Here is a 23366-nt window from a genome sequence, read left to right on the forward strand (position 1 = left end):
ACATATCATCAAAAAAAGAAATCCTGCCCCAGGCCTAAGCCCCGGGCAGGATCGTATATAATGACTGGTTAAATTGGCTAACTCTGTTTGGCCGGCTGCGGCAACAGTTCGGTTTGTTGTGTATCTCCCTTACTAAAGCCTTTTGCCTGCTTCCTGAAAGAAAGCGACAGCAGTAAAAGCCCTAACACCAGCAGTATAATGATTGCCGGACCGTTCTGTGTAAAGTTCTGCCTGATGTTGTGAATATTCATACTGCACCTTTTTAATTCGTTCTTACTGCAAATATAAGGAATTTCATTTAATCTATAACATTGGTAGGGTTTATGGGCTTTATAAGATGTTAGTGCCATTTTGATATAACATGGAAGGAGGATGGAAGGCAGGTGACAGGTACGTGGAAGGTGAAACGATATAGAAACGATATAGCGGCGATATAGAAACGATACGGCGGCGATATACAAAGTGTGTATGTAGGTCGTCTATATCGCTCATTATTAACCAGTTGCAAAACGAAAAAACGAAATGGGATATAGCGGCGATATACAACTATCGCTATTGTATTGGTTATCAATACTCTGCAGGTAGTGCGGGATAAAGCATTAACATCCTCATCAGCCTGAAAAAGGCTGTTTAAGGCAATTAAGGGGAAAAATGAGTGGTAGTGGTAACTGTAGTTGTTGAGATCAGTCTCTGTCTTTAAAAATACTTTCGATCACATCTTTAAGTTCTTTCGATTGCAGGGGTTTTTTCAGCAATCTTACCACCAGGGGATTTGCATTTGTACGGCTTATATCGCCAAAATCGAGCGAAGATGATACCATGATGATAGAGCATTGGGATTTAATTTTTTGGGGATACGTATCAAACGAGCGTAAGAACTCGAACCCGTCCATCTCCGGCATCTGGATATCCAGCAGGATAACCGTAGGCGGAATATGGGGCAGGGAGATGTTGGACGACAGGAATTCCAGCGCCTTGTTCGCATTGCTGAACGAGAGCACCGTGCGGCTAAGCTGCTGGAGAGATATTAACTTTTCGTGCAGCAACAAATCGATGTCGTTATCATCAATAAGGATAACGCGGAGGTCAGGAATCGAATTCATTTCTGTTAGGAATGGTTATTTCAAATTGGGTACCTTCTCCAAAACGTGAATCTACCGTAATGGTACCACCAATTTTGGTTAGCGCTTCTTTTACAATATAAAGCCCAATGCCACTGCCGGGTTTATTGTTGTTTTTAGACCTGAAGAACATTTTGAAGATATTGTTCAGGTGTTCGCTCAGAATGCCAATGCCATTGTCTTCGATCCGGATGGTAGCCTTGTGGGGCTCCACTTTTACGATGAGGTTCACGGTAGGGTGTTCTTCCTCGGGCTTCTGATACTTAACAGCGTTAGATATGAGGTTGTTCAGGATTACGCTGATCCTGAAGGTATCGCCCTTAAACTCCACCGGCTGGTCGACCTCTACATTAAAGTTGATAGAGGTGTTTTGGTGGTGGAAAGTATCGGTACAATCCCTTATCAGGTTATTAAAGTCTATCCTTTCAAACTCAAGTTCAAGGCGTGAGTTGCGGTAATATTCAATGATTTTCTGGATAAACCCGTCCAGCCGCGTTACGCACATCTCAATCATGTTCATGTACCCATTGGGGTCGGTAACACTGTTATCGAGGCGGGAAAGGTTGATGATGCCCAGAACAGACATCAGGGGGGAGCGGAGGTCGTGCGACGTGGAATAAATGAACCTGTTCAGTTCGTCGTTTGTTTTTTCCAGCTCTATAATCTTCTCTTTCAGTTGTTTACGTGCAGCGTGTATCTCGTAGGCGTTATTAATGGTACGATGCAGCTCCTGTTCATCCCAGGGCTTTTTAATGTACGAGTAAATATGACCTTTGTTGATGGCATCTATAATGTCTTCAACATCGGTATAGCCTGTGAGCAGTATGCGGATGGGGTCGGGCAGTACGTTCTTGATCTCATTAAAAAATTCCACACCCGTTGTATTGGGCATCTTCTGGTCTGCAATGATGATGTGAACGTCTATCCCTTTCAACACCTGTTTTCCTTCCTGGGCAGAATTAGCGATGTAAATCTCATAGTTCCTGCGGAAGCTTGCCATAAAGGCATTCAGGTTATGAACCTCATCGTCAATATAGAGTATTCTGATCCGGTTGTTTTTCATCTAAGGGTTTATTGAGACGAATGGTTCGAGATATTTAAAGGTAAATATATAATAAATTCTGCTCCTTTACCCGGTGCAGACTCAACCAAAATCTTTCCATGATGCTTCTCGATAATGCTAAAAACAATGGAAAGTCCAAGCCCAGTGCCTTCTCCCACATCTTTGGTGGTAAAAAACGGGTCGAAGATCTTTTCTTTCACCTTATCGGTCATACCTATACCGGAGTCTTTTATGCTCACACTCACCTGGTTAGCGTCTTTATGAAGCCTGGTGGAGATGGTGAGTGACTCATCGCCCTGCTCGGGTTTCATTTTTATAGCGTTGAGGGCGTTATTGATGATGTTGAGGAATACCTGGTTCAGTTTACCGGCATAACATTCCACCTTGGGCAGCTCCCCGTAGTCGCGTATAATATTAATGTGCTGGGGAATAGTATTACGAAGCAGTACCAGGGTCGAATTGAGTCCCTCGTGCAGGTCTACCGACTTGAGGTCACTTTCATCGAGACGGCTAAACGTACGCAGGCCTCTCACGATCTCGGCTGTACGGGATGCGCCGTCTTCAATACCGGTAATCAGTGATTCGATCTCGTTATGCACGTACTCGATGTCAATTTCCTGCTTGAACCGCTGTATTTCCTGCAATTGCTGGGGGAATTTGTCTGGCGATATGGTTTCTATCTCTTCGTACTTACGCAGTAGCATTTTTATATCCGCAAAGTCCAGTTTCAATGGCTTGATATTGGACGTAACGAAGTTGATAGGATTGTTGATCTCATGGGCGATACCTGCGGTTAACTGACCCAGGGAAGCCATTTTCTCGGCCTCTACCAGCTGTGTTTGGGCCGATTTGAGGTTGCTGAGTACTTTGTTCAGTTCTTTATTGCTGGACTGTAATTCCTCGGTGCGTTCCTGCACTTTGGCTTCCAGCACTACGTTTTGCTCTCTTACCAGCTGCTCGTTCTCCTGCGAAACCTGCAGGGCCAGCGCAGCGGAGGCATCTTTCTCCTTCCTGTAAATATTGATCTTGTTGGCCAGCGCAAAGGAAAGTAATGTTACCTCGGCAGCAGAACCTACCTGCAACGCATAATAGGTAAAGTCGTTATAGGGCAGGAAGTTGAAGTTGCGCATCACGAAAATCATTACACTGGTAAGGAAAATGCCCCAGGCAATGAGGAAGTACCTGGCAGGTGTAAAACCGGTGCGGTTCACCACGATACCTACGAAAATTGCTATCAGCGCGCCACTCATGGCTACCACCTGCACCCATACCTGTGCCACCATGTAGGCGTCCAGGAACATTGGGATGAAGCAAAGCAGGTAGAAGATCGTAACAACATGCAGCATTTTATGTCCCAGCGGATAACGTTCCTTCGAGTGGAGGAACGATTGTATGAACAAGGCTGCGGTAATACCATTGAGGATAGGAATGAACACCGTATCGTGCTTCACCAGCCACACATTATCCGGGTACAGGAACCGGAAGGTATAACCCTGTTGTGAAGCCTGGGTAAGACCTACGCAGATTATGTACGCTACGTATACCAGGTAACTGCTGTCGCGGGTGGTAAGGTAAATAAACAGGTTATAAAAGGCCATTACCAGGATAATGCCTATGTATATGCCGAATATAAAGTTACGCTGACTGTTTTTTTCGTTGATATAGGTTTCGGTAGAGAGGTAGATAGGCAATTGTGCCTGTTCATCGGCTCTAACGGAAAGGTAAAAGTGTTTTGTTTCACCAGGTTTTATCTGCAGGGGGAAGATATAGTTCTGATGATCGATGGGACGCAGGTCGTAACGCTTCATCGAACCTAACTGCAGGGAGGTAAACTGGTCGCCGGGTTGCTGTTCGTAAAGTGTAATTTCATCTATGGTAGGATATTCTATTTCCAGTTGCAGCTTTTCCGTTTTGGAATGATTGGTGATGGAGAACCTCGCCCAGTGAGTGTAGGGAGTAATCATGAGGTTAGGCACATCCTGTTCTGAAGGTTTGAACACCTGGTCCTGCACCTGTTCAACGGTAAGCTTGTTCGTTTTATCTACATACAGCTCCAGCGATTTACCGATGTGCATCAGTTTTGCTTCATCGCTATATACGATAGGGCCGCCTGCCCGGGATGCTCCGCCGGTAAATACCAGTATGATCAGTAAGAAGAAAAAGCGCATTTGCATCTTTAAAAGGATAGGAACGAAATTTTAGACAGCTGTAAATTATGGATTTCTGCCAGTATTGTAAACAATATTGGCAGTCGTTGGCATTAATAAGAGGGCCTTGGGGCTTAAGAATCCTTTTTTTCTTCCAGTTCGTCCTCTACGTTCAGTGCTGCATCATCTTCCGGAATGTAGTCTACATGCAGCAAATAGCTTACTTCGAATATACCTTTGGGGCCTGTTTCTGTTCTTGTTTGGTTAGGTTGCCTGCGCAATTCGCGTATCAGGTTTTTCTCAGATTCGTCGGCGCTTTCCAGAATTGTAATATCGTCTATCACCATGGCAGTGGCAATAAAGTCATCTTTAGGATAGTAAAAAGTGCCCTCATTACCCAGCGATGTGTCGATTTTAGCGCCCACCCTTCGCGCCATGCGGGTAGTAATGGGAGCGCAAAGTACGTGTACCCTGTCTACCGGCAGTTGCGTCATCAATGCTACGCATACCCTTGATAAAATCAGGCTGCCTATGCCCATACCGGCTACCTCTTTCGAGTTCCACATGCCGCAAATCTCTGCGCTGCCTTTATGCACATCTGTATAAATCTTGGGATCGTATTTGCCGATGGCGGTTTCGATGGGGAGGGGCATTACACCGTCTGCCAGTTGCACACGGGCGCCACCGTAGGTTTTTTCCCCGGTTTCATCCTCTACTATCACCACGATGGTGTTCCTGTGCTGGAGCCAGTCTACATTACCAGAAGTAATTTTGGCGATGCCAAAATGTATTTCCAGCAGCTTGCTATGCCCTTCATAGAAACGCATACACGCTTCCGGATCTTCTGGCGCAATAAAAGCTCTTACATTGATCGTGACACTCATTGGTTTGCTCGTTTAATTATTTATGCGCAAGACGTTATTTGATCAACTGTTCAAAATCCACATAATACCTGCCCGAAGTAGTTAGCTGGCCGAGTAGTATTCTTCTCACAGTGTCTGTTACCATTGCCCCACCTAAAACGACAGAAGAGGCCAGTTGGGGCCATGTGGTGATGGTTTTTCCTATTTCTCCGAGCGACATTTTCATCCTGGGCGACATGTTGTGCATGTCTACCATGGGTCCAAGTATGGGTACTTTTTCTTCATTTGTCAGGTTTTTCAATGTTTTTATATCGATATCGGGTATTAACCCGTGCATCATCGGGTAATCGGGAACCAGGTCGTACCGTTCAATATCCAGCATACCCCTGTCGTTCATCTCCATAACCACCGGCATTTTTAATGCCTTTGCGCGTATGCGGCTGATGATTTTTATGTCTATACCGTCACACTCTTCTATCAGCGTATCCAACTGTCCGCCACCTGTAAGGAAGTCGTCGAGATTTTCTTCCGTAGCACCGTCTGTATAACAACGTACTTTAATAAAAGGATCTAATTCTACGATTTCCCGGGCGGCAATAATCACTTTGGGAACATTCAGGTTGTAAATCCCTGTACGGATGCGGTTCATATTTGACAGTTCCAGGGCATCGAAGTCCGCCAGCCGCAGTTCCCCACAGATGCGTTCCATTACCAGTGTTAATGCTATGGATTGCCCAACAGAAAGGCCAATTACGCCAATCTTCTTTTTAGCCAGCAAATCGCGCTCCTCTTTGGTGATCTTTTGCATATTCCTGGCAGTACGCAGTTCAATGAATTCTGCTTCATCCACAATATGCACCACCCTTGCCGACCAGGGGAAGTATACCCAAACGCCATATTCTTCTGCCGGCGCGCTGCCAAGGTGGGCGGCGGCCAGGTCATTGATTTCTTCGGAACTTAATTTCTTGGTTGGGTGCTGGATCTTTACCAGTTCTTTTAACTGGATGTCCAGTTCATCATATACTTTGATATGCTCATGCTGCTCCAGCAAAGCAACAAGCGCCTGTTTTTCGGAAGCGTTCGCCAACCGGTAAAACTCCGGGTTGTAATTAAGTAATTGCTGTTTGTCTCTGTCGACTCGGTTCTGGATCATCTTGCTGCCTCTCGGCTCATTTATCTTATTAATAATTTATGCTCAGGTGTCTTCTTCTTAGTATGGGTATAGGTACTGCTCTCCAGATCCCAAAACTATTACTCTTTTCGCTTACCCGCTTCATTCCGGCCGCCATTTACGATAAAAAAATAAATCGACGCAAATATTAATATGTAATATCTGAACCGTTTCTATCGTGTTTCGGCGGAACACTGGTTTATAAAACCTGCCTGGAAGCTGATTTTACTAAGAAATTGACTGCTACCAGCCGCCTTGGCCGCTAATAGCTGTTGTTGTTGTTGTTTTAATTAATAAGAGCAAAATCAGTCTTAACAATCACTGGAGGAGTATACAAACGAAAGGTTACTTAATGCCCGGGGGAAAGCGATTACCAGGTTTCAACACATGTGAACGACAAAATCTCGCAGCCTGCTGCTCAGGCAAGAAATGGCTAAAACAGCTGAAACAACTAACAAGTGCACTACTACTAAGGGTTAAGTAGTATGCTTCACCAGGGACAAATAGCTTCATTGCTAAAATCGATTAAATACTAACTGCTACACAAGAATGAAAAGTAAAATAGCAATTAATTTCAAATTAAACTATATAATTCTATCATAGGTGCCATATTTATTAGAATAACATCAGAATGGTGCAAATCTTAGCGTATTTTATTATTAATAATTTATGATGAGATTAGGAGGATTGGTGTAAAATTTGCACATAGATTAGGCCGATCGATTAGATTTGTAATAATAATATGCTTTAACATGGATAAAAGAGAATTCCTGAAACTGGCGGGTATAGCCGGTGCGGCTGCTGTGGTAAACCCGAAGGGTTTATTTGCCAGTTCATCTGAAAGTGCAGTATTGGCCGACCCCAAGGCGCCATTTACATTGCCCGAGTTACCTTACAGTGTATCTGCACTGGAGCCCAGCATAGATAAAATGACGATGGAGATCCACCACGGAAAACACCACGCCGCCTATGTAAAGAACCTCAATGATGCCCTGCCTGGTACCGCTTTCGCCTCTCTCAGCCTCAGCGAAATACTGGCCAGGGTTACAGAAAAAGATAAGGCGATCCGTAATAATGCCGGCGGTCACTATAACCACAGCCTGTTCTGGACGGTGCTGGGTGGCGAAAAATCATCGCCTTCGGCCAAACTGGCAAAAGCCATAGAAGCCACTGTTGCTCCCTGGGAAGAGTTTCAGAAGAAATTCAACGACGCGGCCAAAAACCAGTTCGGCTCCGGTTGGGCCTGGCTTATCGTAAAAAAGGATAAAACACTGGCGGTAACTTCTACCCCTAACCAGGATAACCCTTTGATGACGCAGATCGTGAAGGAAACAGGTACGCCTATACTGGGTCTCGACGTGTGGGAACATGCGTACTACCTTAAATACCAGAACAAACGCCCTGACTATATTAGTGCTTTCTGGAACGTGGTAAACTGGAAAGAAGTGGAAAAACGTTATGAGGCGGCAATTAAATAAGCCCATCCTCTAAAAAAAGAATTGCCCCCTGCTGCGAAGCGCCCTTGCGTGAAATCTATTTTCAAAGGCGCCCGTAGCAGGGGGCAGTTTATTATATGTCGTTATTTTCTGCGGAAGAATACAAACCCGTTCTTTTCGCCTATCAGCTCCAGGTTTGGATTATCCTTATACTTGTCTTTATGATTGATGCGGCAGATGAAATAGGCCGGTTTGTCCAGTTGTCCGTTCAGCAGCCATTCTTTATCCCATTGTTTAGGATTTGTTGAAGATAGCTTTTTTGAATAGAAAAGGTGAGCGTAACTATGATAATTTAACGGATACACGTATACATCCTTCCCTTCAAACCCTTTAAAGTATTCAATAGCAGCGTTTTGTGAGTATTTTTCCACCTTCGGTACAAAATGCGTCATGGTAACCTGGATAAGTACCAGTGCGCTTAAGAACAAACACAGCAGGCCTACCCGGTTTTTACCGCGAAGCAACAGTACGCCGCTAACAATTACCAGTACGATGTAAAATAAGCCAAAGCCCGATTCTGCAATGTTCCATGGAACGTCCGCCTCCAGGTTGGCCCTGGCAAATTTGTCGCCTATATGCGGAATGAGTTCATTTTTGTACAAACCTACCAACGGCAATGCTGCGATGGCTATGCCGAGTATAATGCCTATTACCAGCAAAACGGACACCGTCCACTTTTTAAGTACCATTTTATTCTCCGCCAGCCGGTAAATAGCCAGTGCTGCGAGAAAGGTAAGCGGAAAGTAACAGAGAGAAGAGTAGTGTACAATTTTGGTTTCTACTATAGAGAAGAGGATGAGCACCACCCAGAAAAGGGTCCACATCCATTTTTTGAAGTCTTTTAGTTCGGTAGTTTCGGTAATGTAGATCGACTTGCCGTTCCGGCGACCGCGGATATAGGAGAGGAGGAAGATGCTGGCGGGGAAACATCCTGCCAGTAATACGATCCAATGGTAAAAGAAAGAGCCGCCATGCCCGGCATCGGGTGTAGTAAACAGGCGTACCTGGTAAACAAGGAATTCGTTCACAAACCACCAGCCGTGCGAGATAATTTCATACCCGAACCACAACGCCGGCACCAGCGCTGCAAATGCCACTATCAACAGCAAATGCGTCCATTTAATACCGATCCGGAACTTGTTCCATATCCAATACACCAGCAGGCAAAGCACGCATATAATAATAGCCGCCGGACCTTTCGTTAACACCGCCAGTCCCAGCAGAATACCACTGAAAATAGCCATGCGCAAAGGTTTTTCGCTCCAGTTGATGCGGTAGGCGAAATAAACCGATAGGAAAATGAAGAGATTAAATGTTGGGTCAATGATGCCCGACTTAAAATAGAAATGCGGTAGCCAGGAGCCCGCATACGCAAGCGTCCACCAGAGCGCGAACTTTTCGTCTACCATTCTTTTACCAATGGCGAAGCAGCTCAGCAGGGTGGCAATACCTACCACTGCATTAGGGAACCTGGCGGCAAATTCATTTACGCCGAACAGCTTCATGCTAATCACCTGCAGCCATATAAACAACGGTGGCTTTTCCCAGAAGGGCCGGAAATCTATCTGTACCTGTGTATAATTCCCGGTAACAATCATTTCGCGTGCGGCCTCCGCAAAATTTACTTCATCCCAGTCGAACAGGTGAACGGCGCCCAAAAAGGGGATGAACAGTAATGCGGCCACAACGGCAATCAACAGGTACTTCATGTATGGTTTTCGTTTTTACAGTTTAAACCGGGGCATTAAACCCGGGTAAAGGTTGCATAGCTGGTTCAGATTCCTCGACCCTGCCGGAACTGGGTGTTCTGCCTTTTACCAGGCTAAAGGTAAAGAATACTAACACACAGCTAAATGTGCCGATAATGCTGCCGATATACACATCTTCAAAAAAGTGCTGCGCCAGGTAAATTCTCGACCATGCAGCGGTAAGCGCTAATAGAAAAAACACCAGGGATGCCGTTTTATTGCGTATGGCCATAGCCAGGAAGCAAAACATTCCAAAAGCAGTAGCCGTGTGGCCCGAAGGAAAACTCAGCGACTTGTGTACCCTTACACCCGTTACCGTGTGTATCAGAGAGGTGTCGGGAAAGTAAGCCATAGGCCTGGGCGCTCCCATTTGATGTTTAATTACCTGCACAATAATGGCTACCACCAGCAGCGTTAACCCCGCCATCAGGAACAGGCGGTATTTACGAAGCAGTAACAATACCAATATCATCAATCCAAACGCACAGCCATCGCCCAGGTAGGTAAAGTAGCTAAAGAACGGGTCGAACAGCGGGGCATGAACGCTGTTTATCCCTAAAAACAATTCTTCCTTAGAAAAAAATACGATTTGCATGGTGGCCCCAATAGCGAGCCACGCAACGAATGGCAGGAAGAAATAATGATTTCCCCTCACCAGTGATACCAGTGTTTTCAAAGTCGAGCGTTTTGTAAGTTGTAGGTTTGTAGGTTTTCTTAATAGTCAGACGCCGCTAAATCAATCTCGTAACAGTATGTACAGTAAATCTCTAAATTGTTGTAGGTTCTTGTTTTTTGTTTTTTGAGTTAATGAATTTTTTGAATTTCTGGAAGGAACGATAGTAGAATTCTTTATTGAATAACTGGGAATCGTTCATGGCTTTATACACAAGGAAAGCGGCTATTGGCATAAGAATAATGTTAGATAACCACATACCGCTCCAGGTTTGCATTACTCCCCCGCGCGCCATTTTCTCCCCAATCATAAAGAAAATATTGAATATTACAAAGAATATTACAGCAAAAACAAGCGGGGTACCTAAACCGCCCTTGCGGATGATGGAGCCAAGCGGTGCGCCAATGAGGAATAGCACAACGCAGGCAAAGGCCAGCGTAAACTTGCGCTGCCACTCCACTTTATGTAAAAGCACACGACTGTGCAACTCTTTAAATTCGGAAGCCGAAGAGGCGATATTAGTTTGTGATTCGCGGATATTCTGTTCTGCCCTTTCTAATACATAACGGCGGTCTTTGGCCGGTATTATCTGCATAAAGCTGTCGGCTTTAAGCGCGGGAGCTTTAGCCAGCCAGCCGGTATCTTTCCATTTATAAAAAGGGTAACGCGTGGTTACGTAAGCGTTTACACTGCGTGAAAAACCCTGTTCAATTTTCACGAGTGAGTCAATTGCAACATCCAGCTGCTTTACGTTCAGCATTTGCTGGTTGTCTTTGAAACTCTCTTCACTGGTTTGGTTCAAAGCGAAACCACTGAGGTCAAAAGCCTTTTTGTATTTTTTAAAGCCCTGCCGTACCAGCTGGTTTTTCTCCATATTGCTGGTGGTGCCACGCTCTTCGTATCGCCAGCCATTTTCAAGAATAAAGTAGAGGAAACGTTTATCGTCCGACACCTGCATGGTGCCTTTATCTGCCAGCGTAAGATTATCGAAACCCGATGATCCGCCACCATTACGGTCGTAGATCATTACCTGGTGGATGGTTTTGTTATCCGCATCCTTTTTACCCACTTTTATCACATACCCGGTTATTTCGGTGTAAAACACGCCCTGCTTAATGTTGAACGCCGGTTTAGAGTTCGTGATCTTCCAGAGTAGGGACTTGGATTTCAGGTTGGCAACTGGTATAACGTAGTTGGAGAACAGGAAGGCGAAGAGGGCAACCAGCATACAAACGAACAGCAGTGGGCGGATAAAGCGCAGCAATGAGATGCCTGCCGATTTAATCGCCACCAGTTCAAAGCTTTCGCCGAGGTTGCCGAATGTCATGATGGAAGAAAGCAGTACGGCCAGTGGCAGCGCCAATGGAACCAGGCTGGTGGTGGTATAGGCCAGCAGTTGAAGGATGGTGCCAGTGTCCAGGCCCTTACCCACAAGGTCGTCTATATATTTCCAGAGAAATTGCATTACCAGCACAAACAGCGTTACAAAGAATGTAGCGATGAATGGGCCGAGGAAGGCTTTTATAATAAGTTTATCGAGTTTCTTCACCGGTTGTTTTCGTTTATGTTGCCTGCTTCCTGCAATGCCGGCAACAAATAGGCTATTTTTGTAATCAACAAAGTTAACTCCTTTCCTTAAAGGAGTACGTACTTAACGCTAAAATACCGTTAAATTATTTGAAACAAATGATGAAGGGCCTGCATGATTTTGCGCTAACACCGGAGGAATACAGTATTGCATCCGATGCTGGCTGGATTTACCATAAACTCCGGATCACAGAAAAAGTATACGGATTGTTTGGCCGCCTGCACGAAATACTGGCAGCGCACCCGCTTACAGCTATGTTTCCTTTCCCCGGCAATTGCCTGGCCCAGGGCGCCAAAATATCCAAGGGTGAGCGCTACCGCGATTTGCCTTATGTGATACTGGATTATCCCCGTTATTTCAGTAACGACAATATCTTCGCCATCCGCACCCTTTTCTGGTGGGGGCAGTTTTTCAGCATTACACTGCATATATCCGGGGATGAAAAGATAAAGTACGAAAAAAGACTGCTGCAGGCTCGTGAAGCACTGGCTGCGGAAGGTTTTCACGTTTGTGTAAACAACAATCCCTGGGAACACAACTTTGAGGAGGATAATTACCTGCCTGTAGCGGGTTTGGACGTACAGGTATGGGAAAATAACATTCTCGGGCGGCCTTTTGTGAAGTTCGCAAAACGTTATGAACTGGATGTCTGGGAAAACTTATTACCAGGCGCGGAGAAAGATTACGCTACGCTGCTAGGTTTACTGGATGAGGCGGACAGGTTATCAGTTGCCGATACGGTGGAATAAATCTTTGATCTGGTAATCCCATAACTGGCTTTGGTCCGCTACTTCCTTTTTTTCTGCGAAATCTCTTACGATCAGGATCGTTTCATTGGTTACTTCTGATATCCGTATTCTGAATTCGAAGAATTCCTCCTTCGGAGCGTGTAACCAGTGTAAACGTATATACTCTTCTTCCTCCTGGTCCAGTATTTCCGCCTCTTCGGCAGATCCGTTCCACGAAAAGGAAAAAACATTATCCCTGAAATCTACTTTATCAGCAAACCATTCTTGCAGGCCTGCGGGGGTGGATAGAAATTCATATAAGATACTTGGAGAGCACCGTACCGGATATTCTAACTCATATTGCACTTTCTTTGACATTGCTCGGTATTATTAAAGAATCAAAATCATCTGTGCTGCAATTATAGAAAAATATTTAGTCTATCAAAATTATTTCTCCAGTTTTTTTTAACAGGACAAGTCATTCATTTTCACGGGTGAATATAATTTTTTATATTATTCCTTTTGTGTATGGATAAATATAATTCTGTAGACGATAAACGGTGTTTTGACACTTTATCCGTAAATTGCAGGTAGTAATGCACGTTGACCTATTTTTCTCAATCGCCGCCTGTAACGAGTTCTACTACAGCGATTATAGAAATTAACACGTTTCAATCGATTTTGGTTGAAAATGGTCTAACAGACAATAATTTTTTTTGGTGGACTTCTAAAAAAAGTTATTTTTGTTCAGCATTCTTCTAAAGTTAACATTTTATTAACCTGTAACTGTTCCGATTGCTATGTCAATGCGCCAACTAAAAATCACCAAATCCATCACCAACAGGGAGTCCCAGTCGCTGGAGAAGTATTTGCAGGAGATTGGTAAAGTAGATTTGATCACTCCTGAAGAGGAAGTGAACCTGGCCATCCGCATCAAACAGGGCGACCAGCGCGCTTTGGAGAAATTGACCAAAGCAAACTTGCGTTTTGTGGTGTCTGTTGCCAAACAATACCAGAACCAAGGCCTTTCCCTGAGCGATCTGATTAATGAGGGCAACCTTGGCCTGATTAAAGCAGCCCAGCGTTTTGACGAAACCCGCGGTTTTAAATTCATCTCATACGCAGTATGGTGGATCCGCCAGTCAATTCTCCAGGCTTTGGCCGAACAATCGCGCATTGTACGTTTACCGCTGAATAAAGTGGGTCTTTCCAACAAAATCAGCAAAGCATATTCTCAACTCGAACAGGAATTTGAAAGAGAGCCGTCTCCCGACGAACTGGCTACCATCCTGGAAATTAATACGGAGGAAGTGGAAGCCACCCTTGGTGTTGCCGCCCGCCACGTATCCATGGACGCCCCTTTCATTGATGGTGAAGACAACTCCCTGCTGGATGTACTGGCTAACCCGAACGCTTCCAGCGCCGACGAAGAACTGGACCACCATGATTCATTGCGCCGCGAAATAGAACGTTCACTTTCTACGCTTACAGACAGGCAGAAAGACGTAATTATCCTTTATTTCGGTATTGCTGTAGAGCATCCGATGTCGCTGGAAGATATCGGCGAAAAATTTGGTCTCACCCGCGAGCGTGTACGCCAGATTAAGGATAAAGCGATCACAAAACTTCGTACTACTTCAAGAAGCAAGCTGCTGAGGAATTACCTCGGGAGCTGATAAGCAGGCCTTACTGTTTGCTTTTTCTCTGAAATAAAACATATTTTTGCAGACCTTAGAATGGTGAATATCGTGATATTCACCATTTTTATTTAATACAGTCACAAATCAACAAAACATGTTCGAATCACTATCGGAGCGGCTCGACTCGGCGTTTAAGCAGCTAAAAGGCGAAGGACGCATTTCCGAGATTAATATAGCCACTACTGTGAAAGAGATCCGCCGCGCACTCGTGGATGCGGACGTGAACTTCAAGATAGCAAAGGATTTTACCGATAGAGTAAAAGATAAAGCCCTCGGAGAAAAAGTACTTACTTCCATTTCACCTGGTCAGTTAATGGTGAAAATCGTGAAAGACGAGCTGGTGGAACTGATGGGGAACACGGAAGTGGAACTGGACCTGAAAACAAATCCTACAGTTATCCTGATCGCGGGTTTGCAGGGTTCTGGTAAAACCACGTTCTCGGGCAAACTGGCCAATTTCCTCAAAACAAAGAAAAATAAGAAACCGTTGCTGGTAGCGGCGGATATTTACCGCCCTGCGGCTATCGACCAGTTGAAAGTACTGGGTGGACAGATAGGAGTAGAGGTATACGCAGAGCCTGAGAACAAAAACGCGGTTCAGATAGCTGAAAACGCTATCAAAGAGGCGAAAGCGAAAGGTAACAACGTAATTATTATCGATACCGCCGGCCGTTTGGCGGTAGATGAGGTAATGATGACCGAAGTGGCTAATATCAAAAAAGCGGTTAATCCCCAGGAAATCCTGTTCGTAGTGGATTCGATGACTGGTCAGGATGCCGTTAATACTGCAAAGTCGTTCAACGAACGCCTGGACTTTTCGGGTGTGGTGCTTACCAAGCTGGATGGTGATACCCGTGGTGGCGCGGCCCTCACGATCAAGTACACCGTACAGAAGCCCATCAAGTTCGTGAGTATGGGCGAAAAGCTCGATACGCTTGACGTGTTTTACCCCGAGCGTATGGCACAGCGTATCCTCGGAATGGGTGATATTACCACCCTGGTAGAGAGGGCGCAGGCGCAGTTCGACGAAGAGCAGGCTAAAAAGCTGGAGAAAAAGATCCGTCAGAATAAATTCGATTTCGACGATTTTAAGGAGCAGCTGGGGCAGATCAAGAAAATGGGTAGCCTGAAGGACCTGTTGGGAATGATTCCCGGAGTTGGTAAGGCAGTAAAAGACCTGGACATCAGCGACGACGCTTTTAAGGGCATTGAAGCGATGATCAACTCTATGACCCCGGCAGAACGTGCCGATCCGGATGTGATCGACGGAAGCCGCCGCAAACGCATTGCAAAGGGCGCCGGTAAAGATATCCAGGACGTTAACCAGTTCATGAAACAGTTCGAGCAGATGCGTCAGATGATGAAGATGATGAACAAAATGCCCGGTGGTGGAAAAGGACTGAAAGGAATGGGAATGGGCAGATAAAATGCCCCTGACCAGCACCCGGCAAGATAATTTTTTATAAAAAAAGCATTGTGTTTTGGGAAATAACAATTTTCAATGTACATTTGCTGCCCGATAGAAACAATATTTTATAACTCGCAAAAAATAATTCGACTTATTTATGCCAGTAAAGATCAGATTACAGAGACATGGCGCAAAAAAGAGACCTTTTTACTTCATCGTTGTAGCCGATGCGCGCGCGCCCCGCGATGGTAAGTTTATCCAGAAAATTGGAACTTACAACCCGCTTACAGTACCAGCCTCTATCAACATCGACACCGAAAAGGCGCTCCGTTGGTTGCAGAAAGGTGCTCAGCCTACAGATACCGTTAGAAGGATACTGTCTTTCAAAGGTGTACTTTACCTGAAACACCTCCTGCGTGGTGTTAAACTGGGCCTGTTCGACGAGCCTACTGCTTACAAGAAATTTGAGCAGTGGCAGGCAGATCACGAGCAGAAAGTATCAGCTCGCCGCGAAAGCCAGAAGAAAGCAAGAGTTGCTGTTCCTATTATCAGGAAAGTAGAAGAAACTCCAGCTCCTTCTGAACCAGCTGCAGAAGGCGAAGCAGAAGCTTAATTCTTACCGATTACAATATTCAAAAAGGGAAGTTTGCTCGCAAGCTTTCCCTTTTTGCTTTTTGGCCCTGGCCAATGCAGCATAGCCCGTTTATGACCAATTACTTCAGTATAGGAAAAATATCCGCCGTTTTTGGATTGGAAGGAGAAGTGATACTCAAGCACAGTCTTGGGAAGAAAACTTCTTTCAAAGGAGTGGAAGTACTATTCCTGGAAGAAAAGAAGGATAGTTTTATTCCTTACTTCCTCGAAAAGGCCAAACCTCGCGACCATGAACAAGTGTACGTAAAGCTGGAAGGGGTAAACAGCCCCGAAGCTGCCCGTAAACTACTCCAGCGTGGCGTTTACCTGACTGAAACCGATTTTAAGCAACAAGCCGCTTCTGCCGCGCCATTATCATTACTTGGTTTTAATGTGCAGGACGAACATGAGGGCGACCTGGGCGTTATTGAAGAGATTATTGAGATGCCGATGCAAGTGCTGGCCCGGATTACCCTGAATGGTAAAGAGGCCTTACTGCCCATCAACGAGCAAACACTGCAAAAAGTCGACAAAAAGAAACAAACGGTTCACCTGTCCCTGCCGGGCGGTTTGCTGGACATTTACAAATAGCCTGATAATTTCCGGATTATGCGAATAGATATTATCACCGTATTGCCCGAACTGCTGGAGAGCCCATTTTCCCATTCGATCCTTAAAAGAGCGAAGGCAAAGGGGTTGCTGGAGATAAATGTTCACCATTTACGCCAGTATTCCACTTTCAGGCACCAGCAGGTAGACGACTACCAGTTTGGCGGAGGTGCCGGTATGGTGATGATGATGGAACCACTGGTGAATGCCATAGAGGATTTGCAGAAGCAGGTGCAGTACGACGAGGTAATATACCTCACCCCGGATGGAAAGACCCTGGACCAGCGTATGGCCAACGGTTTGTCGCTGAAGGGCAACCTGCTGATGATCTGCGGTCACTATAAAGGCATTGACGAGCGGTTTCGGGAGCATTTTGTAACCATGGAGGTATCCATAGGCGATTTTGTGCTGTCTGGGGGAGAGTTAGCAGCTGCAGTGCTGGTAGATTCCATCGGCCGGCTGTTGCCGGGGGTACTGAATGACGAAACTTCGGCCTTATTCGACTCATTCCAGGATAATTTGCTGGCACCGCCGGTGTACACCCGTCCTGAAGAGTTCAGGGGCTGGAAGGTGCCCGATGTGCTGCTTAGCGGCGATCACAGGAAAATAGATGAATGGCGACATGATATGGCGTTGAAACGCACTAAGGACAGGCGTCCTGACCTTTTAAACAACGATTAATTCAACATTGGCGCGGGTGAGAAGCGATAATTTTCAAAAAATAGCCAGGTTCTTCTTGGTATTTGTATTTTCTTTCTTACCTTTGCCGTCCTTAAATAATTGAAAGATGAACGCAATTTCTTTTGTTCACGAGCAGCTGACTGCCAAAAAAGAGTTTCCAAAATTCAAAGCCGGTGACAACGTTACCGTTAACTATAAGATTGTAGAAGGTAACAAGGAGCGTATCCAGTCCTTCAAAGGAGACGTAGTGAAGATCCAGGGAACAGGCTTTACAGCTTCTTTCACCGTAAGAAAAATTTCTGATGGTGTGGGTGTTGAAAGGACTTTGCCTTTGTATTCTCCCAACATTGACTCTATCGTACTGAACAAGGTAGGTAAAGTTAGAAGATCAAGATTGTTCTACCTCCGCGAGCGCGCAGGTAAAGCAGCCCGTATTAAAGAGAAAAGGGTTTAGTATAAATACAGGGAAAATTAGTGATAACGGGAGCCCGTTGGGTTCCCGTTCTTTTTGTGCCTGGTCGTTTCCCTGTAGCCGTTTTCAATTCTTAAAATAGACTTAAAGTGGGTGTTTTAAGTGGAAACCCCGATTTAATGTCTATCTTTACTGTCTGAACGTTTAAAACTGAGAAAATGACTTCATTAATCGCGAAAACGCCTCTCTTATTGTTCCAGGATTTGGGTATGACCGAGATCCTGTTGATTGCTCTGGTAGTGCTGCTGATGTTTGGCGGTAAAAAAATTCCTGAGTTAATGCGTGGCCTGGGTAAAGGTATCCGTGAATTTAACGATGCTAAAAACAACGTACGCCAGGAAATTCAGGACGGTATGAAAGAAACTCCTTCTTCAACCGAGCAGAAGCAATAATCTTCCGAAACATATTCCCTTTAGGGTATTCTATTAGTAAATCTCCCATTGTAGATTTTAACTGGTTTAGGTTTGTCTGAATTCAGCAGCATATCGTCTTTCCAAAAAGCGCTATATGCCGGAAATACTACCTGTGAAAATGCCGTGCGCCAATATTTGGAGCGGATCGAACAGTTCCGTCATTTGAATGCTTTTGTTGAAGTATTTGCCGAAGAGGCGTTGGAGCGGGCACGCTCTTTAGATATCCGTGTGCGTAATGGCGAGAAACTCGGGCCTTTGGCCGGGGTGGTTACGGGTATAAAGGATGTGATCTGTTACCGCGACCATGAGGTGAGCGCATCCTCCAACATTCTGAAAGGTTTTACATCATTATATTCCGCTACGGCAGTTGAGAGACTGTTGGAAGCGGACGCTGTTATTATAGGCAACCTCAACTGTGATGAATTCGCAATGGGTTCTACGAACGAGAACTCTGCTCATGGTAAAGTGCTGAATGCGCTGGATACCACCCGGGTGCCGGGCGGTTCGTCTGGTGGTTCGGCAGTAGCTGTTCAGGCCGATCTTTGCCTGGTGAGTTTGGGTAGTGATACCGGCGGCTCCGTTCGCCAGCCGGCAGATTTTTGTGGGATAATCGGGCTGAAACCCACGTATGGGCGCATTTCGCGCCACGGGTTGATAGCTTACGCCTCTTCTTTTGATCAGATCGGCATTTTTGGCAAGAATATTGCAGATGTAGCAGCGGTTCTACAAGTGATCGCAGGTCCCGATACTTATGATAGCACTGCTTCTCAACGAGAAGTGCCTGATTATCAGACGTATCTTAATGAGGGCAATAAATCCTATAAAATCGCGTATTTAAAGGATGCATTGCACCATGAAGGACTGGATCCCGAAATGAGAGCGGGTTACGAGCAATTCTTTGACAATTTGAAAGCAGAAGGTCATACCGTGGAAGCGGTTAACTTTGACTACCTCGACTACGTAGTAGCTGCCTATTATGTGCTGACAACAGCCGAGGCAAGCTCTAATCTTTCGAGGTTCGACGGTGTAAAGTACGGTTATCGTACCCCTGCCGCCGGACTGGAACTGGCTGATTTTTATAAAAAAAGCCGTTCTGAGGGTTTTGGTAAGGAAGTAAAAAGGCGTATATTGTTAGGGACATTTGTTCTTAGCGCCGGTTATTATGACGCTTATTTCACGAAGGCGCAGCAGGTAAGACGCCTCGTGGTGGAAAAGATGAACGGTATTTTGTCGTGTTACGACGCTATCCTATTGCCAACCGTTCCTTCCACAGCTTTTAAAATCGGAGAGAAAATGGAAGACCCGATTGCCATGTACCTTGCCGACATTTATACGGTACTGGCTAATCTTACAGGGGTCCCCGCAGTTTCGATACCTTTGCAACGGCATTCAAATGGAATGCCCTATGGGATTCAGATCATAGCGAAGCAATTTGACGAAGGTCACTTGTTACAGATAGCCAATAATCTGTTGCAATAAGCAACAAGTAACTTATAGTTTAAATAAAATATAACTAGTATGACGAAAGTCTTTTTACTCATGTTATTGCCGTTGATGGGCGCCACTGCGTCTACTTCAGCAAAGGGTGGGGTAAACGAGATCGCGCCGCAGGCAAATGTGGCAGCCGCCGATACTTCTGTATTGCTAAAGAAAGGTCATTTACCCAAGGACACGATTCAGCCCCGCCTGGCGACAACCCAGTTGAAGCAGGCTGCTGCATCATTGCCATCCACCATCCGTAGCCCAAAGGTGTACGAACAAATGAATAACCATTATGTAAATGGTTATATCAATGACTTCGCTACCCGCTACAGCCAGCATTTACAAGTGATGATCACCAAAAGTGAGCCATACTTTGTATTGGTAGAAAAAGTATTCAGAGAGCATGGTATCCCTGAAGAAATGAAGTACCTGGCACTTATTGAATCTGGCTTTAACACCAATGCCCGCTCACGTGTTGGCGCTGTTGGTGCATGGCAGTTCATGAGCAGCACCGCCCGCATCTTTGGTCTCAGTGTAGGCAAAAAGGTAGACGAACGGAAAGATTTCTACAAATCGACGGTGGCTGCCGCCAAGTTTCTTAACGAACTGAACAATCAATTTGATGACTGGTTACTGGTTGTTGCCGCTTACAATTGCGGTGCAGGCGGTGTGCTGCGCGCTCAGAAAATGAGTGGCAGGCAAGACTTCTGGGGGATTCAATACTTCCTCCCACAGGAATCCAGGAACCATGTTTATAAATTTATAGCCACCGGCTACATTCTCGACAGGTTCAATACTTTCTTCGGTGTAGGCGAGGACTATTCTCCCAAGCCAAAACTGGTAACAATCGCGGCACCTGCGCTTCCATCCCGACCATTGACGGACGAAGAACTCTACAATACTGTAGTATTCACGATCTCCGGTAAATATCGCCTGGAAGCGATCGCTAAAAAACTGCAGATCGAAAACGAAGACCTGCAGCACCTGAACCCTAACTTCTATGAAGGTTTGGCAGGAGCGGAAAATAGCTACGAGCTGCGTATTCCGAAAGATAAGATGAAAGAGTTCCAGGCGGAGAAAGAAGAGATACTGAAAGAATCACTTCAGATCACACTGGACGACAAGGCTTCTACTGTGGACCGCAGCAAATTTCCGCCGGCTGTTCCGAAACCAGAGGTGAAACCAGCTACTAATTCTACTAAAGCAGTGGCTAAAAAAACCACTTCTTACAAGAAGAAAGCACCAGCTAAGAAAAAAACAACTGCAAAGAAACCTGCAACAGCGACTGTTAGCAAAACCAAGCTGAAGTAAGTTTTAAGATTATAAACAAAAAGGGCTGCCTAACGGCAGCCCTTTTTGTTTTGTGTGATTTTATGACTTGTTGCTGTTATTGCAACGCACGATGCGTTAATAAATATCAACACTGAACCGGGAACGTTCGCTCAGCCCTAACAGCGGAAAGCTGATTATCAGGTTTCCTGTGGTGGAAGGGACTGGCCTTTAAATTTACAGGGCTGTGTATACACCGCAGGTTACGCAATTTTGTTATGCTAGCTGAAGGATATGACCCTTAGATTTGACGTGGAAGTATATCTAACGGCGATGGAAAGTGCTGTTGCAGTGTACCTCTTTTTGCGATACACGCTTTTAATGGAGCGAGGACTGACGGCGAGGATAGCTTCGTGCCTCGCTATGACGGGTTTAGTGATGCCCGCCTCACCTTTTGACTAGTATTGAGATGCCGCGGAAGTGAGTAGCCTTTAGATTTAGGGTAGGGTTTATACACCGCTGCGACGGAGGGGCTGAACGTTGCCCAGTGTTGTTACTGTAGTTGAAGGGAGTGACACAACGGCGGCTGAAAAGTAATACAGTAGCTGGTTTCATAAAAAAAACCATGTAGTAAGTAACCACATGGCTTTAAGGTATTTTTGAACCGCGTCAGGCTGTTGCAGGAACTTTGCGGCCGGTGGTATAGTTGATAATATCGAGTACCGGGCCCGTCATGAAGGTGGTGGCCAGGGCCATGAGTACCATCATGGCGAATATTTCGGGCGTGAGAATGCCAAGGTCGTAGCCGATGTTGAGTACAATGAGTTCCATGAGGCCGCGGGTGTTCATGAGCGCACCGATGGACATTGCTTCGCTCCAGGACTGGCCTACCAGCTTTGCCGAAAGCGTGCTGCCACCGAACTTGCCTCCAACAGCTACCAACATGATGAGGCTGAAAACTGTCCACAAATGCACTTCGTTGAGTAGTCCAATTTGCGTACGCAGGCCTGTGAAGGCGAAAAATATAGGAAGCAGGATGAGCAGGCTTACATCTTCCAGCTTTTCTGTGAGCATTTTTTTAGCTTCGTTGGGCATGATAACACCTGCCAGGAAAGCACCAAACAGCATGTGGATACCGATAATTTCCGCCACGTAACCGGCTATGAGCATCACAAAAAACGCGAATGCCACATTCCGTTGGCTCAGTTTTTCGCCATCTCTTACTTTAGCCACCATACGTTTATGCAGCCAGGGTTTAACCAGGTAAAGCATACCCGCCACGAATATAACCGCGAGCCCTATCGTTACCAGCGCACCCAGGATGGAGCCAGCTTTTACAATGGCTACTACGCAGGCGAGAATACACCAGGCAGTAACATCGTCGGCCGCAGCACAAGTAATGGCCAGGGTGCCAAGGGGTGTGCCGGTTAGCTTACGCTCCTGCACAATACGCGCCAGCACCGGGAAAGCCGTGATGCTCATTGCAATGCCCATAAATAGTGCGAAAGAAATGAAATTCACATTTGCAGGAGCAAATTCCTGGTAGATAAAGTATGCCAGCGTTACGCCGAGAAAGAAGGGAATGATAATACTTGCATGGCTGATCATCACCGCGTCGTGTGCCTTATTCCTGATTTTTTCGATATCGAGTTCCATACCGATAATGAACATAAAGAATGCGAGGCCAATCTGGCTAAGGAACTGCAGGTTATTAAGACTGGCAGCAGGGAACACAGCCGCCATACCGTCGGGCCATAACATTCCGAAAAGGGAAGGGCCAAGTACGATGCCTGCAATGATTTCGCCCACTACTGCGGGTTGCTTCACCTTGCGGGCGGCGGCGCCAAAAATTCTTGACACGGCCAGTATGAGGATGATCTGCACAAGCAAAAGGCTGAGCGGGTGCTTCATGTGTTGCACAAACTCATGTAAAATACCATGACCACCGCCAGGAGGAGAAATTTTAGCCACTTCAGTGGAAATTGCTGCAGGGATATTTTCGGGTACCAGTTTTTCACCTTTAGAGATAATAAACCAGATCAGCAGCCCGAACACACCAATGATCAGCGGGTAGAACAAAAAACTTCTCTTCATATCAACA

22 protein-coding genes are annotated in these 23366 nt (G+C 45.7%); 11 read left to right on the forward strand and 11 right to left on the reverse strand.

The window, feature by feature from the left end:
* Positions 1–77 precede the first annotated feature (77 nt).
* From QZT80_RS11700 to QZT80_RS11725, 6 genes are all read right to left on the reverse strand, one after another.
* Positions 78–251, reverse strand: a complete 174-nt coding sequence (locus tag QZT80_RS11700; RefSeq protein ID WP_295121934.1) for a hypothetical protein — start codon at positions 249–251, stop codon at positions 78–80.
* Between the two features lie 432 nt (positions 252–683).
* Entirely contained in the window at positions 684–1103 is a 420-nt protein-coding gene (locus QZT80_RS11705) for a response regulator (RefSeq protein ID WP_295121936.1), read from the reverse strand.
* Positions 1087–2184 (reverse strand): hybrid sensor histidine kinase/response regulator, encoded by a 1098-nt coding sequence (locus QZT80_RS11710; RefSeq protein ID WP_295121938.1) that lies wholly within the window; start codon positions 2182–2184, stop codon positions 1087–1089. The genes QZT80_RS11705 and QZT80_RS11710 overlap by 17 nt, the downstream gene beginning before the upstream one ends.
* Positions 2185–2192: 8 nt before the next feature.
* Positions 2193–4358, reverse strand: a complete 2166-nt coding sequence (locus tag QZT80_RS11715) for a 7TM diverse intracellular signaling domain-containing protein (RefSeq protein WP_295121940.1) — start codon at positions 4356–4358, stop codon at positions 2193–2195.
* 107 nt (positions 4359–4465) lie between these two features.
* Positions 4466–5215 (reverse strand): hypothetical protein, encoded by a 750-nt coding sequence (locus tag QZT80_RS11720; protein ID WP_295121942.1) that lies wholly within the window; start codon positions 5213–5215, stop codon positions 4466–4468.
* Between the two features lie 34 nt (positions 5216–5249).
* Positions 5250–6347 carry a ThiF family adenylyltransferase gene (locus QZT80_RS11725; RefSeq protein WP_295121944.1) on the reverse strand — a complete coding sequence of 366 codons (1098 nt, stop codon included), beginning with the start codon at positions 6345–6347 and terminating at the stop codon, positions 5250–5252.
* A gap of 770 nt (positions 6348–7117) precedes the next feature.
* Between QZT80_RS11725 and QZT80_RS11730 the strand changes: the two genes are divergently transcribed.
* Positions 7118–7843: a superoxide dismutase gene (locus tag QZT80_RS11730; RefSeq protein WP_295121945.1), complete on the forward strand. Its 726-nt coding sequence runs from the start codon at positions 7118–7120 to the stop codon at positions 7841–7843.
* Positions 7844–7944: 101 nt separating this feature from the next.
* Here QZT80_RS11730 and QZT80_RS11735 read toward each other — a convergent pair whose 3' ends face one another.
* From QZT80_RS11735 to QZT80_RS11745, 3 genes are all read right to left on the reverse strand, one after another.
* A complete protein-coding gene (locus QZT80_RS11735) occupies positions 7945–9570 on the reverse strand; it encodes a glycosyltransferase family 39 protein (RefSeq protein ID WP_295121947.1) in 1626 nt (541 codons plus the stop codon).
* A gap of 22 nt (positions 9571–9592) precedes the next feature.
* On the reverse strand, positions 9593–10285 hold the full coding sequence (locus QZT80_RS11740) for a phosphatase PAP2 family protein (protein ID WP_295121949.1): 693 nt from the start codon (positions 10283–10285) through the stop codon (positions 9593–9595).
* 91 nt (positions 10286–10376) lie between these two features.
* Entirely contained in the window at positions 10377–11831 is a 1455-nt protein-coding gene (locus QZT80_RS11745) for an LptF/LptG family permease (protein ID WP_295121951.1), read from the reverse strand.
* A gap of 137 nt (positions 11832–11968) precedes the next feature.
* Here QZT80_RS11745 and QZT80_RS11750 point away from each other — a divergent pair, with 137 nt between their 5' ends.
* Positions 11969–12619, forward strand: coding sequence for a hypothetical protein (locus QZT80_RS11750; RefSeq protein ID WP_295121953.1), 651 nt, complete (start codon positions 11969–11971; stop codon positions 12617–12619).
* Here QZT80_RS11750 and QZT80_RS11755 read toward each other — a convergent pair.
* On the reverse strand, positions 12596–12976 hold the full coding sequence (locus tag QZT80_RS11755; protein WP_295121955.1) for an START-like domain-containing protein: 381 nt from the start codon (positions 12974–12976) through the stop codon (positions 12596–12598). The genes QZT80_RS11750 and QZT80_RS11755 overlap by 24 nt on opposite strands.
* A 428-nt stretch (positions 12977–13404) precedes the next feature.
* Between QZT80_RS11755 and QZT80_RS11760 the strand changes: the two genes are divergently transcribed.
* From QZT80_RS11760 to QZT80_RS11800, 9 genes are all read left to right on the forward strand, one after another.
* Positions 13405–14274: an RNA polymerase sigma factor RpoD/SigA gene (locus tag QZT80_RS11760; RefSeq protein ID WP_295121957.1), complete on the forward strand. Its 870-nt coding sequence runs from the start codon at positions 13405–13407 to the stop codon at positions 14272–14274.
* Between the two features lie 118 nt (positions 14275–14392).
* Positions 14393–15724, forward strand: coding sequence for a signal recognition particle protein (gene ffh / locus QZT80_RS11765; protein WP_295121959.1), 1332 nt, complete (start codon positions 14393–14395; stop codon positions 15722–15724).
* Between the two features lie 139 nt (positions 15725–15863).
* On the forward strand, positions 15864–16319 hold the full coding sequence (rpsP, locus tag QZT80_RS26710; RefSeq protein WP_367112864.1) for a 30S ribosomal protein S16: 456 nt from the start codon (positions 15864–15866) through the stop codon (positions 16317–16319).
* A gap of 92 nt (positions 16320–16411) precedes the next feature.
* On the forward strand, positions 16412–16930 hold the full coding sequence (rimM, locus tag QZT80_RS11775; protein WP_295121961.1) for a ribosome maturation factor RimM: 519 nt from the start codon (positions 16412–16414) through the stop codon (positions 16928–16930).
* An 18-nt stretch (positions 16931–16948) separates the two neighbouring features.
* Positions 16949–17629: a tRNA (guanosine(37)-N1)-methyltransferase TrmD gene (gene trmD, locus QZT80_RS11780; protein ID WP_295121963.1), complete on the forward strand. Its 681-nt coding sequence runs from the start codon at positions 16949–16951 to the stop codon at positions 17627–17629.
* A gap of 106 nt (positions 17630–17735) precedes the next feature.
* Positions 17736–18083 carry a 50S ribosomal protein L19 gene (gene rplS / locus QZT80_RS11785; protein WP_295121964.1) on the forward strand — a complete coding sequence of 116 codons (348 nt, stop codon included), beginning with the start codon at positions 17736–17738 and terminating at the stop codon, positions 18081–18083.
* 176 nt (positions 18084–18259) lie between these two features.
* Positions 18260–18493: a twin-arginine translocase TatA/TatE family subunit gene (locus QZT80_RS11790; protein WP_295121966.1), complete on the forward strand. Its 234-nt coding sequence runs from the start codon at positions 18260–18262 to the stop codon at positions 18491–18493.
* A gap of 72 nt (positions 18494–18565) precedes the next feature.
* Positions 18566–19993, forward strand: a complete 1428-nt coding sequence (gatA, locus tag QZT80_RS11795) for an Asp-tRNA(Asn)/Glu-tRNA(Gln) amidotransferase subunit GatA (protein WP_295121968.1) — start codon at positions 18566–18568, stop codon at positions 19991–19993.
* Positions 19994–20032: 39 nt separating this feature from the next.
* The gene (locus QZT80_RS11800; RefSeq protein ID WP_295121970.1) at positions 20033–21307 is read left to right on the forward strand and encodes a lytic transglycosylase domain-containing protein; all 1275 of its coding nucleotides are present in this window, start codon (positions 20033–20035) and stop codon (positions 21305–21307) included.
* 627 nt (positions 21308–21934) lie between these two features.
* Here QZT80_RS11800 and QZT80_RS11805 read toward each other — a convergent pair.
* Complete coding sequence (locus tag QZT80_RS11805) at positions 21935–23359, reverse strand: cation:proton antiporter (RefSeq protein ID WP_295121972.1); 1425 nt, start codon at positions 23357–23359, stop codon at positions 21935–21937.
* Positions 23360–23366 lie beyond the last annotated feature (7 nt).

Origin of the sequence: uncultured Chitinophaga sp. (assembly GCF_902168175.1) — a bacterium.
In the GTDB taxonomy this organism is placed as follows: domain Bacteria; phylum Bacteroidota; class Bacteroidia; order Chitinophagales; family Chitinophagaceae; genus Chitinophaga.